This window comes from Streptomyces sp. SID5469 (assembly GCF_009862865.1).
Lineage (GTDB): Bacteria > Actinomycetota > Actinomycetes > Streptomycetales > Streptomycetaceae > Streptomyces > Streptomyces avermitilis.
On the sequence record NZ_WWIN01000001.1, the window covers coordinates 8323513 to 8337235 of the forward strand.

At 63.9% G+C, this 13723-nt stretch carries 6 protein-coding genes and 3 rRNA genes; 7 read left to right on the forward strand and 2 right to left on the reverse strand.

The annotated features are described in order from the left end of the window. Position 1 precedes the first annotated feature (1 nt). Entirely contained in the window at positions 2-1210 is a 1209-nt protein-coding gene (locus tag GTY58_RS36185) for an MFS transporter (protein WP_037646617.1), read from the forward strand. A gap of 22 nt (positions 1211-1232) precedes the next feature. Then, a complete protein-coding gene (locus GTY58_RS36190; protein WP_010988370.1) occupies positions 1233-2126 on the forward strand; it encodes a hypothetical protein in 894 nt (297 codons plus the stop codon). A gap of 87 nt (positions 2127-2213) precedes the next feature. Here the strand turns inward: GTY58_RS36190 and ptsP are convergent, their stop codons facing one another. Further along, positions 2214-3884 carry a phosphoenolpyruvate--protein phosphotransferase gene (ptsP, locus tag GTY58_RS36195; RefSeq protein ID WP_010988371.1) on the reverse strand — a complete coding sequence of 557 codons (1671 nt, stop codon included), beginning with the start codon at positions 3882-3884 and terminating at the stop codon, positions 2214-2216. A gap of 76 nt (positions 3885-3960) precedes the next feature. Continuing rightward, complete coding sequence (locus GTY58_RS36200; protein ID WP_010988372.1) at positions 3961-4410, reverse strand: PTS glucose transporter subunit IIA; 450 nt, start codon at positions 4408-4410, stop codon at positions 3961-3963. Positions 4411-5085: 675 nt separating this feature from the next. On the opposite strand from GTY58_RS36200, the gene GTY58_RS36205 reads away from it, so the two are divergent. The 5 genes from GTY58_RS36205 to GTY58_RS36225 all read left to right on the forward strand — a co-directional run bounded on the left by GTY58_RS36205 (position 5086) and on the right by GTY58_RS36225 (position 13622). Continuing rightward, positions 5086-6611, forward strand: a 16S ribosomal RNA gene (locus GTY58_RS36205). Between the two features lie 312 nt (positions 6612-6923). Then, a 23S ribosomal RNA gene (locus tag GTY58_RS36210) occupies positions 6924-10046 on the forward strand. Positions 10047-10135: 89 nt separating this feature from the next. Beyond that, a 5S ribosomal RNA gene (gene rrf / locus GTY58_RS36215) occupies positions 10136-10252 on the forward strand. The 16S, 23S and 5S rRNA genes sit together here, the layout of an rRNA operon. A 150-nt stretch (positions 10253-10402) precedes the next feature. Next, entirely contained in the window at positions 10403-11011 is a 609-nt protein-coding gene (locus tag GTY58_RS36220) for a CDP-alcohol phosphatidyltransferase family protein (RefSeq protein WP_010988373.1), read from the forward strand. 115 nt (positions 11012-11126) lie between these two features. Beyond that, complete coding sequence (locus GTY58_RS36225; protein ID WP_010988374.1) at positions 11127-13622, forward strand: mannose-1-phosphate guanyltransferase; 2496 nt, start codon at positions 11127-11129, stop codon at positions 13620-13622. Positions 13623-13723: the final 101 nt, after the last annotated feature.

Here is a 13723-nt window from a genome sequence, read left to right on the forward strand (position 1 = left end):
AATGCTCTGGATCGCCCTCGTCGACCGGATCGGCAGCGGCCTGTGGGCATCCGTCTCCGTCCTGTACTTCACCTACGTCACCGGCCTCTCCGCTGCCCAGGTCGGCACCCTGGCCGCCGTCTCCGGAGCCATCGGCATCGCCGGCGCCCCCCTCGGCGGCCGCATCGCCGACCGCCTGCCCCTCACCCGCGTCCTGATCGCCCTGCAACTCCTGCGCGCCCTGGCCTCCTTCGCCCTCCTCACCACCGGCAACTACGCCCTGCTGCTGGCCTTCTCTGCCGTCGGCAGCCTCGGCGACCGGGCCGCGAACGTGCTGACCAAGCTCTACGCGACGCGGGTCTCCGGCCCCGACCGGGTCCGCTACCAGGCCGTCAACCGGACCGTCGCCAACGCCGGCTGGGCCGTCGGCGGACTCGCCGCCGCCGCGGCCCTCGGCCTCGGCACCTCCACCGCCTACCAGGCGCTGCTGGCCGGCGACGCCCTCTCCTTCCTCGGCGCCGCGCTCCTCACCGTCCGCTGCGGCGAACCACCCTCGCCGACCCGCACCGTGGTCACATCGAAGGACCCGCTCCCCACGACGAAGCCGGCGAAACCCTGGCGCGACCGCACCTACCTCGCATACGTCGCCACCGAGACCGCCCTCTGCCTCCACGACGCGGTGTTCAAAGTCGGCCTGCCCCTGTGGATCGTCCACGGAAGCAACGCACCCCACGGCCTCGCGCCGCTGCTCCTGGTCCTCAACAACGTGCTCGTGGTGGCCCTCCAGGTACCCCTGGCCCGATTCGGCGCCACCACGACCGCGGCACGCGCCCTGTTGCTGCCCCTCGCTGCCTTCTTCGCGCTGGGCGGCGTGGCCATGGCCCTTTCGTCCGCCGGCGGCACCCCTATCGCGACCGGTTGCCTCACCGCCGCAGCCGTCTCCTTCACGATGGCCGAGATGCTCTACGCCACCGTCTCCTGGGAACTCTCCGTCGCACTGGCACCGGCCACCGCGCAGGGCGCCTACCTCGGCGTCCACGGCCTCGCCCAGTCCGTCCAGCGCAGCGTCGGGCCACTCGCCGTCACAGCGGCCATCGCGACCGGACCGGCCGGCTGGACCGTCTTCGGCGCCACCATCGCCGTGACCTGCCTGATCCAGCACCGGCTGGTGCGCGACCGCCTGGCCGGACCGTCGTTGTCAGTGCCGCCAGTTACTGTGAGTGAGCATTGATCGACTGCGCACAGGGGGAAACATGGCGCACACCGAGCACCAGACCATGCGACGCGTACTGCGCCGCGAAATCGCCGGCACCATCGGCTTGTTGACCGACGAACACGACTTCACTGCGATGCTGCGCTACCGCACCTTCGCCTTCGACGACCACGCGACCTACCTCCAGCAGGTGGAAGCCCTGCTGAGGACCCTCGCCGCCCAGGGCGGCCACACCACGGTGGCCCTCTTCGACCCCGAGGAGTACGCGGAGTTCTGCGCCGAGACAGGCCTGGAACCGGACGCGCCGTCCAGCCGCACCCGCTTCACCGCGGAACTCGCCGCGACCGGCCCGACCGTCCCGTACGAGGGCCAACCGCTGGCCGACCTGGTCCCGAACCTCATCGACGAAGCGGTCCGACGAGCCACCTGGCAGTACGCGACGACCGTCCTCACCCGCATCGGCTCCTGCGCCTCCTGCGGCGAGGACATCGGCCGGGCCGCCTTCGCCCGCGCGTCCCACCTCCTCGCCCGCGTCCTCGACACCGCGGACCCGGGCCACCGCCACCTCGTGTGCAGTGTCTCCACCACCCCTGAAGGAGTCATCGCGGTGCTCCACGCCGATGACGACGCGGACGGCACAGCCCGCCTCGACGAGACCGAGGCCCTCGAGTTCACGACGGTCCTCGCCCTCGGCATCGCGACCCGGAGCGCGGGCGGCCTCGTCATGCGCACCAGCGCCCCCGGCAGGACCGACCGTGTCTACGGCTGGCGCCTGCGCGGCGAAGGCCTGCACCCCCTCACCGCGGGGGAGGTCTTCGACGCCTACTGCACCGACATCGCATCCGGAGAGATCGTCTCGCCGGAATCCGGCGTCGACTACAGCGAACCGCCCGACCTCGGCGACGCGGAACACCCCACAGGCCACACCCACTGACCGAGCGAAGGGCGCCTGAACGAACGAGGGGCGCCCCACCGACAGGTGAAGCGCCCCTCGACAAACCGCTACGACGTCCGGTGCCGTCTATTCGCCGGACAGCACCGCCTGAGCCGCGTTGCGCGCCTCTTCGGCCGTGTCCGCGGCACGTGCGGCGGCCGCGGCCCGCTCGCACTGGGCCAGCGTGTACTTCGCCAGCGTCGCCCGTACATAAGGAATCGACGCCGCACCCATCGACAGGGAGGTGACACCCAGACCGGTCAGCACACACGCGAGCAGCGGGTCCGACGCGGCCTCGCCACAGACGCCACAGCTCTTGCCCTCGGCCTTCGCCGCCTCGGCGGACAGCGCGACCAGGTCGAGCAGAGCGGGCTGCCACGGGTCCTGCAGCCGCGACACGGCACCCACCTGCCGGTCGGCGGCGAAGGTGTACTGGGCGAGGTCGTTGGTCCCCAGCGAAAGGAACTCGACCTCCTGGAGGATCGAGCGCGCCCGCAGCGCGGCCGACGGAATCTCCACCATCGCGCCGAACTTCGCCTGCAGCCCGGCCTCCCGGCACGCGTCCGCGAACGCCTTGGCGTCGGTACGGTCCGCCACCATCGGAGCCATGACCTCGAGGTAGACGGGCAGTCCCTCCGCCGCCTTGGCCAGTGCGGTCAGCTGCGTGCGCAGCACGTCGGGGTGTTCGAGCAGAATCCGCAGACCGCGCACGCCCAGCGCCGGGTTCGGCTCGTCCGCCGGAGTCAGGAACTCCAGCGGCTTGTCCGCGCCCGCGTCGAGCACTCGCACGACGACACGGCCCTCGGGGAACGCCTCGAGAACCTGGCGGTACGCCTCGACCTGCTTCTCCTCGCTCGGCGCGTTCTTGCTGTCATCGAGGAAGAGGAACTCGGTACGGAACAGACCGACACCCTCGGCCCCCGCCTCGACGGCGGCAGGCACGTCAGCGGGACCGCCGACATTGGCCAGCAGCGGCACCTTGTGCCCGTCGGAGGTGGCGCCCGGCCCGGTGGACGCGGACAGCGCGGCCTTGCGCTCGGCGGCCGCGGCCTCCAGCTGTTCCTTCTTCTCCGGACTCGGATTCACGAAGATCTCACCGGTGCTGCCGTCCACGGCGATCACTATGCCTTCGCCGATCTCACCCGCACCCGGCAGCGCAACCACGGCGGGCACACCCAACGCCCGCGCCAGAATCGCGCTGTGGCTGGTCGGCCCGCCCTCCTCGGTCACGAAACCGAGAACCAGGGTCGGGTCCAGCAGAGCGGTGTCGGCGGGCGCGAGGTCACGCGCGATGAGGACGTAGGGCTCGTCGCTGTCCGGGACACCCGGCATGGGCACCCCCAACAGCCGGGCGACGATACGGTTCCGCACGTCGTCGAGGTCGGCCACACGCCCGGCCAGGTACTCACCCGCGCCGGCCAGCAGGGCACGGTACGAGGCGAAGGCGTCGTACACCGCGCGCTCCGCGGTGCTGCCGACGGCGATGCGACGCTCCACGTCCGCCATCAACTCGGGGTCCTGGGCCATCAGTGCCTGAGCCTCGAGCACCGCCTGTGCTTCGCCCCCCGCCAGGTTGCCGCGCGCAATCAGGTCGGCCGCCACAGCGTCCACGGCCTTGTGGGCGCGCCCCTGTTCGCGCTCCGCGTCCTCCGCCGGAATCTGCTTGGCAGGCGGTTCCAGCACCGCCGTCCCCATGTGCCGAACCTCGCCGATCGCCACACCGTGGCTCACGCCGACGCCTCGCAGCGTTGTCTCCATCTCACCCGTCTCCGATAGTGCGGCGACTCCCGCCGCCGTGATGATTGTCTGCCTGCCGTCTAATACGGCGTTGATGTCACTGCCAGGAGAAGAGCGGGTCGCCGGCCTTCACGTCGCCCTCGTCACGGACATCGCCCAGCGAATCGACCGTGGCCTCGAGTGCCACGACCGGGCACACCGGGGACTTGCCGGCTTCCTCGACGGCGGCCGGGTTCCAACGGACCACGGCCTGCCCGCGCGTCACGGTGTCACCCTTGTTGACGAGCAGCTCGAAGCCCTCGCCGTTGAGCTGGACGGTGTCGATGCCGAGGTGCGTCAGCACCCCGTGTCCCTCACCGTCGACGACCACGAAGGCGTGCGGATGAAGCGAGACGATGACTCCGTCCACAGGGGCGACAGCCTCCGAGGGCTCGCGCACGGGGTCGATCGCCGTGCCGGGGCCGACCATCGCCCCGGAGAAGACGGGGTCCGGCACTGCGGCGAGTCCGATGGCGCGTCCTGCAAGAGGGGACGTCACGGTGGTCATGGGAAGCCTCCCAGGGGTGGAGATTCAAATGGGCCGTCACTGCCTGTCCCGGACGGCGCACTGTTGAGCAGCGTATGTCATATGAAGTGCCGGTTCCCCGCGAGACGGACCGGTTGACAGCCCTAGGAGCAGAGCGCAAACGATTTGCGCCCACTCGACGCCCCAGGTACAGTCGTACTCCTGCTTGAGGCTGAGCGACGCGACCAAGTGTCCCCGCCGGGCAGCATCCAACTTGTCAGATCCTATCTCGGGGTCTCGTTCTGCATGTCCGCAGGACGGTGGTCAGAGAGACGGAAAAACGCTGATAGAGTCGGAACCGCCGGAAAGGGAAACGCGAAAGCGGAAACCTGGAAAGCGCCGAGGAAATCGGATCGGAAAACGATCTGATAGAGTCGGAAACGCAAGACCGAAGGGAAGCGCCCGGAGGAAAGCCTGAGAGAGTCTCTCGGGTGAGTACAAAGGAAGCGTCCGTTCCTTGAGAACTCAACAGCGTGCCAAAAATCAACGCCAGATATGTTGATACCCCGTCTCCGGCCGATCGGCTGGGACGAGGTTCCTTTGAAAAAGTCCTGCCGACGTTGTTCGGTAGGCGCACAGCGAGGACGCTGTGAACGGCTGGGCTTATTCCGCCCGGCTGTTCCGCTCTCGTGGTGTCGTCCCGATTACGGGAAAACATTCACGGAGAGTTTGATCCTGGCTCAGGACGAACGCTGGCGGCGTGCTTAACACATGCAAGTCGAACGATGAAGCCCTTCGGGGTGGATTAGTGGCGAACGGGTGAGTAACACGTGGGCAATCTGCCCTGCACTCTGGGACAAGCCCTGGAAACGGGGTCTAATACCGGATAATACTCTCGCAGGCATCTGTGAGGGTTAAAAGCTCCGGCGGTGCAGGATGAGCCCGCGGCCTATCAGCTTGTTGGTGAGGTAGTGGCTCACCAAGGCGACGACGGGTAGCCGGCCTGAGAGGGCGACCGGCCACACTGGGACTGAGACACGGCCCAGACTCCTACGGGAGGCAGCAGTGGGGAATATTGCACAATGGGCGAAAGCCTGATGCAGCGACGCCGCGTGAGGGATGACGGCCTTCGGGTTGTAAACCTCTTTCAGCAGGGAAGAAGCGAAAGTGACGGTACCTGCAGAAGAAGCGCCGGCTAACTACGTGCCAGCAGCCGCGGTAATACGTAGGGCGCAAGCGTTGTCCGGAATTATTGGGCGTAAAGAGCTCGTAGGCGGCTTGTCACGTCGGGTGTGAAAGCCCGGGGCTTAACCCCGGGTCTGCATTCGATACGGGCTAGCTAGAGTGTGGTAGGGGAGATCGGAATTCCTGGTGTAGCGGTGAAATGCGCAGATATCAGGAGGAACACCGGTGGCGAAGGCGGATCTCTGGGCCATTACTGACGCTGAGGAGCGAAAGCGTGGGGAGCGAACAGGATTAGATACCCTGGTAGTCCACGCCGTAAACGGTGGGAACTAGGTGTTGGCGACATTCCACGTCGTCGGTGCCGCAGCTAACGCATTAAGTTCCCCGCCTGGGGAGTACGGCCGCAAGGCTAAAACTCAAAGGAATTGACGGGGGCCCGCACAAGCAGCGGAGCATGTGGCTTAATTCGACGCAACGCGAAGAACCTTACCAAGGCTTGACATACACCGGAAAGCATTAGAGATAGTGCCCCCCTTGTGGTCGGTGTACAGGTGGTGCATGGCTGTCGTCAGCTCGTGTCGTGAGATGTTGGGTTAAGTCCCGCAACGAGCGCAACCCTTGTTCTGTGTTGCCAGCATGCCCTTCGGGGTGATGGGGACTCACAGGAGACCGCCGGGGTCAACTCGGAGGAAGGTGGGGACGACGTCAAGTCATCATGCCCCTTATGTCTTGGGCTGCACACGTGCTACAATGGCCGATACAATGAGCTGCGATACCGCAAGGTGGAGCGAATCTCAAAAAGTCGGTCTCAGTTCGGATTGGGGTCTGCAACTCGACCCCATGAAGTTGGAGTTGCTAGTAATCGCAGATCAGCATTGCTGCGGTGAATACGTTCCCGGGCCTTGTACACACCGCCCGTCACGTCACGAAAGTCGGTAACACCCGAAGCCGGTGGCCCAACCCCTTGTGGGAGGGAGCTGTCGAAGGTGGGACTGGCGATTGGGACGAAGTCGTAACAAGGTAGCCGTACCGGAAGGTGCGGCTGGATCACCTCCTTTCTAAGGAGCACTTCTTACCGATCCCTTCGGGGTGAGGTCAGAGGCCAGTACATCAGCGACTGTCTGATGCTGGTTGCTCAAGGGTGGAACGTTGATTATTCGGCACACTCGACCTGCTCAGGTTGGCAAGTACTGCTTCGGCGTGGAAAGCGAACATGGGAGGGCGAGGGTGTCGGGCACGCTGTTGGGTGTCTGAGGGTACGGCCGATTGTGGCTGCCTTCAGTGCCGGCCCCGGTAAAGATCTGCTTCGGCGGGTTGTGACGGGTGGTTGGTCGTTGTTTGAGAACTGCACAGTGGACGCGAGCATCTGTGGCCAAGTTTTTAAGGGCGCACGGTGGATGCCTTGGCACCAGGAACCGATGAAGGACGTGGGAGGCCACGATAGTCCCCGGGGAGCCGTCAACCAGGCTTTGATCCGGGGGTTTCCGAATGGGGAAACCCGGCAGTCGTCATGGGCTGTCACCCATACCTGAACACATAGGGTATGTGGAGGGAACGCGGGGAAGTGAAACATCTCAGTACCCGCAGGAAGAGAAAACAACCGTGATTCCGGGAGTAGTGGCGAGCGAAACTGGATGAGGCCAAACCGTATGCGTGTGAGACCCGGCAGGGGTTGCGTATACGGGGTTGTGGGATCTCTCTTTTACGGTCTGCCGGCCGTGAGACGAGTCAGAAACCGTTGATGTAGGCGAAGGACATGCGAAAGGTCCGGCGTAGAGGGTAAGACCCCCGTAGTCGAAACATCAGCGGCTCGTTTGAGAGACACCCAAGTAGCACGGGGCCCGAGAAATCCCGTGTGAATCTGGCGGGACCACCCGCTAAGCCTAAATATTCCCTGGTGACCGATAGCGGATAGTACCGTGAGGGAATGGTGAAAAGTACCGCGGGAGCGGAGTGAAATAGTACCTGAAACCGTGTGCCTACAAGCCGTGGGAGCGTCGCGCATCGAGTTTACTCGGTGCGTCGTGACTGCGTGCCTTTTGAAGAATGAGCCTGCGAGTTTGCGGTGTGTTGCGAGGTTAACCCGTGTGGGGAAGCCGTAGCGAAAGCGAGTCCGAATAGGGCGATTTAGTAGCGCGCTCAAGACCCGAAGCGGAGTGATCTAGCCATGGGCAGGTTGAAGCGGAGGTAAGACTTCGTGGAGGACCGAACCCACCAGGGTTGAAAACCTGGGGGATGACCTGTGGTTAGGGGTGAAAGGCCAATCAAACTCCGTGATAGCTGGTTCTCCCCGAAATGCATTTAGGTGCAGCGTCGTGTGTTTCTTGCCGGAGGTAGAGCACTGGATAGGCGATGGGCCCTACCGGGTTACTGACCTTAGCCAAACTCCGAATGCCGGTAAGTGAGAGCGCGGCAGTGAGACTGTGGGGGATAAGCTCCATGGTCGAGAGGGAAACAGCCCAGAGCATCGACTAAGGCCCCTAAGCGTACGCTAAGTGGGAAAGGATGTGGAGTCGCACAGACAACCAGGAGGTTGGCTTAGAAGCAGCCACCCTTGAAAGAGTGCGTAATAGCTCACTGGTCTAGTGATTCCGCGCCGACAATGTAGCGGGGCTCAAGCGTACCGCCGAAGTCGTGTCATTCATACAATAGGGCCAACGCCTGTATGGATGGGTAGGGGAGCGTCGTGTGCCGGGTGAAGCCGCGCCGGAAGGCAGTGGTGGACGGTTCACGAGTGAGAATGCAGGCATGAGTAGCGATACACACGTGAGAAACGTGTGCGCCGATTGACTAAGGGTTCCTGGGTCAAGCTGATCTGCCCAGGGTAAGTCGGGACCTAAGGCGAGGCCGACAGGCGTAGTCGATGGATAACCGGTTGATATTCCGGTACCCGCTGTGAAGCGTCAAACATCGAGCCCATTAATGCTAAGGCCGTGAAGCCGCCCTGGAGCCTTCGGGCAAAGGGGAGTGGTGGAGCCGCTGACCCAAGGTGGTAGTAGGTGAGTGATGGGGTGACGCAGGAAGGTAGTCCATCCCGGGCGGTGGTTGTCCCGGGGTAAGGGTGTAGGCCGTGCGATAGGTAAATCCGTCGCGCATTAAGGCTGAGACCTGATGCCGAGCCGATTGTGGTGAAGTGGATGATCCTATGCTGTCGAGAAAAGCCTCTAGCGAGTTTCATGGCGGCCCGTACCCTAAACCGACTCAGGTGGTCAGGTAGAGAATACCGAGGCGTTCGGGTGAACTATGGTTAAGGAACTCGGCAAAATGCCCCCGTAACTTCGGGAGAAGGGGGGCCATCACTGGTGATCCAATTTACTTGGTGAGCTGGGGGTGGCCGCAGAGACCAGCGAGAAGCGACTGTTTACTAAAAACACAGGTCCGTGCGAAGCCGTAAGGCGATGTATACGGACTGACGCCTGCCCGGTGCTGGAACGTTAAGGGGACCGGTTAGTCAAACTTCGGTTTGGCGAAGCTGAGAACTTAAGCGCCAGTAAACGGCGGTGGTAACTATAACCATCCTAAGGTAGCGAAATTCCTTGTCGGGTAAGTTCCGACCTGCACGAATGGCGTAACGACTTCTCGACTGTCTCAACCATAGGCCCGGTGAAATTGCACTACGAGTAAAGATGCTCGTTTCGCGCAGCAGGACGGAAAGACCCCGGGACCTTTACTACAGTTTGATATTGGTGTTCGGTTCGGCTTGTGTAGGATAGCTGGGAGACTTTGAAGCCCGCACGCCAGTGTGGGTGGAGTCGTCGTTGAAATACCAGTCTGGTCGTGCTGGATGTCTAACCTGGGTCCGTGATCCGGATCAGGGACAGTGTCTGATGGGTAGTTTAACTGGGGCGGTTGCCTCCTAAAGAGTAACGGAGGCGCCCAAAGGTTCCCTCAGCCTGGTTGGCAATCAGGTGTTGAGTGTAAGTGCACAAGGGAGCTTGACTGTGAGACCGACGGGTCGAGCAGGGACGAAAGTCGGGACTAGTGATCCGACGGTGGCTTGTGGAAGCGCCGTCGCTCAACGGATAAAAGGTACCCCGGGGATAACAGGCTGATCTTCCCCAAGAGTCCATATCGACGGGATGGTTTGGCACCTCGATGTCGGCTCGTCGCATCCTGGGGCTGGAGTCGGTCCCAAGGGTTGGGCTGTTCGCCCATTAAAGCGGTACGCGAGCTGGGTTTAGAACGTCGTGAGACAGTTCGGTCCCTATCCGCTGCGCGCGCAGGAATATTGAGAAGGGCTGTCCCTAGTACGAGAGGACCGGGACGGACGAACCTCTGGTGTGCCAGTTGTCCTGCCAAGGGCATGGCTGGTTGGCTACGTTCGGGAGGGATAACCGCTGAAAGCATCTAAGCGGGAAGCCTGCTTCGAGATGAGTATTCCCACCTCCTTGAGAGGGTAAGGCTCCCAGTAGACGACTGGGTTGATAGGCCAGATCTGGAAGGCGGGTAACCGCTGGAGGTGACTGGTACTAATAGGCCGAGGGCTTGTCCTCAGTTGCTCGCGTCCACTGTGTTGGTTCTGAAACCACGAACAACCCCATTCCATGGTCACGGGATGGTGCGGTTGACAGTTTCATAGTGTTTCGGTGGTCATAGCGTGAGGGAAACGCCCGGTTACATTCCGAACCCGGAAGCTAAGCCTTACAGCGCCGATGGTACTGCAGGGGGGACCCTGTGGGAGAGTAGGACGCCGCCGAACTTCTTTTAGAGCTCCGGCTCTTGGGCAATATGCCCAAGAGCCGGAGCTTTTTTGTTTTCCGGGGCGTCGCCACCCCTCTGCACCCGGGTCTGACGGCTGCGGGTAGGGTCAGGGGGCATCGTTGGCTCGTTTCCCACAGGAGGCCCCCGGGTGGAGGTCCAGGAGACCCGCGTCCAGACAGACCGGGTCCTCACCATCCCGAACATCCTCAGCATGGCGCGGCTCGTCGGCGTACCCGTCTTCCTGTGGCTGATCCTCCGGCCCGAGTTCGGCGGCCCGAAGAGCGATGGCTGGGCGCTTCTGGTCCTGGCGCTGAGCGGCATCAGTGACTACCTGGACGGCAAGCTCGCCCGGCGCTGGAACCAGATCAGCAGCCTCGGCCGGCTCCTCGACCCCGCGGCTGACCGGCTCTACATTCTCTCGACTTTGGTGGGTCTCACCTGGCGCGAGATTCTGCCAATCTGGTTGACCGCCGCACTGCTGGCGCGAGAGCTGGTTCTGCTGGTGATGGTGGGTATCCTCAGGCGCCACGGCTATCCGCCACCCCAGGTGAACTTCCTCGGGAAGGCCGCCACCTTCAACCTGATGTACGCCTTCCCCTTGCTGCTTCTGAGTGACTCAAGTGGATGGATCGGGTCACTCGCTGCTATTTTCGGATGGGCGTTCGCCGGATGGGGTACAACGCTGTATTGGTGGGCAGGAGTCCTCTACATGGTTCAGGTCCGCCGACTTGTCAGGGCGGACGCCGTAGCCGATTGATCCCGCCTGATTGGGCGGCCGTAGTGGCGCGATGGCCCGCGCGGGAAAACTGCGGGACAATCTAGATGGGTGAAGTCGGCTAGACCGTCGTCTCTCAGAGGAGGACGCTTCCGACATGAAGGCCGTCGTGATGGCCGGAGGCGAAGGCACACGCCTTCGCCCGATGACCTCGAGTATGCCCAAGCCGCTCCTGCCGGTGGTAAACCGGCCGATCATGGAGCATGTCCTGCGGCTACTCAAAAGGCATGGGCTCAACGAGACCGTCGTAACTGTGCAGTTCTTGGCGTCTCTCGTCAAGAACTACTTCGGTGACGGCGAAGAGCTCGGCATGGAGCTCACTTATGCCAATGAGGAGAAGCCACTCGGTACCGCCGGGAGCGTCAAGAACGCCGAGGAAGCGCTGAAGGACGACACTTTCCTCGTCATCTCCGGTGATGCCCTGACCGACTTCGATCTCACCGAGCTGATCAATTTCCACAAGGAAAAGGGTGCGCTGGTCACCGTCTGTCTGACGCGCGTGCCCAATCCTCTGGAATTCGGCATCACCATCGTCGACGAAGAAGGCAAGGTCGAGCGCTTCCTCGAGAAGCCCACCTGGGGACAGGTCTTCTCGGACACCGTGAACACGGGCATCTATGTCATGGAGCCCGAAGTCTTCAACTACGTCGAGGCCGACGTCTCCGTCGACTGGTCCGGCGATGTCTTCCCGCAGCTGATGAAGGACGGCAAGCCGGTCTACGGCTATGTCGCCGAGGGCTACTGGGAGGACGTGGGCACCCACGAGAGCTATGTGAAGGCCCAAGCCGACGTCCTGGAGGGCAAGGTCGACGTCGAGATCGACGGCTTCGAGATCTCCCCGGGCGTATGGGTCGCGGAGGGTGCCGAAGTGCACCCCGACGCCGTGCTGCGCGGGCCGCTCTACATCGGTGACTACGCCAAGGTCGAGGCTGACGTCGAAATCCGCGAGCACACCGTCGTCGGGTCGAATGTCGTCGTGAAGAGCGGGGCCTTTCTGCACAGGGCCGTGGTCCACGACAACGTGTACATCGGGCAGCACAGCAATCTGCGTGGTTGCGTCATCGGCAAGAACACCGACATCATGCGGGCCGCCCGGATCGAGGACGGCGCCGTCATCGGCGACGAGTGTCTCGTCGGTGAAGAATCGATCATCCAGGGGAATGTGCGGGTCTACCCGTTCAAGACCATCGAGGCCGGCGCGTTCGTCAACACCTCGGTGATCTGGGAGTCGCGGGGGCAGGCGCATCTGTTCGGCGCCCGTGGCGTGACCGGGATCCTGAACGTGGAGATCACGCCGGAACTCGTCGTGCGGCTCGCGGGAGCGTATGCGACCACGCTCAAGAAGGGCTCGACCGTCACCACGGCCCGTGACCACTCCCGAGGCGCGCGTGCGCTGAAGCGGGCGGTCATCTCGGCGCTGCAGACCAGCGCCATCGACGTACGCGACCTGGAGAACGTACCGCTGCCCGTCGCGCGACAGCAGACCGCGAGAGGCAGCGCCGGCGGGATCATGATCCGTACGACGCCCGGGGTGCCGGACTCCGTGGACATCATGTTCTTCGACGGGCAGGGTGCCGACCTCTCGCAGGGCAGTCAGCGGAAGCTGGACCGAGTGTTCGCGCGGCAGGAGTACCGGCGAGCCTTCCCGGGAGAGATCGGGGACCTGCACTTCCCGGCGAGCGTCTTCGACTCGTACACCGGGTCGCTGCTGCGGAACGTCGACACGACCGGTATCTCCGAGTCGGGGCTCAAGGTCGTCGTGGACGCGTCGAACGGCAGTGCGGGGCTTGTGCTGCCCAGTCTGCTCGGCAAGCTGGGTGTCGACGCGCTCACCATCAACCCCGGCCTCGACGAGTCCCGGCCCACGGAGACGGCCGATGCGCGGCGCTCCGGGCTGGTGCGGCTCGGTGAGATCGTCGCATCCGCGAGGGCCGCGTTCGGCGTGCGCTTCGACCCCGTCGGTGAGCGACTGTCGCTCGTCGACGAGAAGGGGCGGATCGTCGAGGACGACCGGGCACTGCTCGTCATGCTCGACCTGGTGGCCGCGGAGCGACGCAGCGGCCGCGTGGCGCTGCCGGTGACGACGACCAGGATCGCTGAGCAGGTGGCGGCTTATCACGGGACGCAGGTCGAGTGGACGACCACGTCGCCCGATGATCTGACGCGGGTGGGAGGCGACGAATCGACCATCTTCGGTGGTGACGGGCGCGGCGGGTTCATCATCCCCGAGTTCAGCAGTGTCTTCGACGGTACGGCGGCCTTCGTGCGGCTGATCGGTCTGGTGGCGCGGACACAGCTCACGCTCAGCCAGATCGATGCGCGGATCCCGCGGGCCCACGTGCTGAAGCGTGACCTGGCGACTCCTTGGGCCGTCAAGGGGCTGGTGATGCGGCGGGTCGTCGAGGCGGCCGGCGATCGCTTTGTCGACACGACGGACGGCGTGCGGGTCGTCGAGTCCGACGGGCGTTGGGTGATGGTGCTGCCCGATCCCGCCGAGGCGGTCACACATCTGTGGGCCGAGGGGCCCGACGACGCCTCCGCGGAGGCCCTGCTCGACGAATGGGCGGCGGTCGTGGACAGCGCCGGCCGCTGAGCACACGCGCGTGCCGGACAAGTGTCCCCAAGGGGGCCTGTCCGGCACGCCGGTGGGGCCATTCGGAGGTAGTACTCGCGACGTGCGACGATGTGCGGCAT

Coding starts and splice junctions, on each gene's coding strand:
- ptsP (WP_010988371.1), bottom strand. CDS start 3,884: ATGGAGACAACGCTGCGAGGCGTCGGCGTGAGCCACGGTGTGGCGATC.
- GTY58_RS36200 (WP_010988372.1), bottom strand. CDS start 4,410: ATGACCACCGTGACGTCCCCTCTTGCAGGACGCGCCATCGGACTCGCC.
- GTY58_RS36225 (WP_010988374.1), top strand. CDS start 11,127: ATGAAGGCCGTCGTGATGGCCGGAGGCGAAGGCACACGCCTTCGCCCG.
- GTY58_RS36190 (WP_010988370.1), top strand. CDS start 1,233: ATGGCGCACACCGAGCACCAGACCATGCGACGCGTACTGCGCCGCGAA.
- GTY58_RS36185 (WP_037646617.1), top strand. CDS start 2: ATGCTCTGGATCGCCCTCGTCGACCGGATCGGCAGCGGCCTGTGGGCA.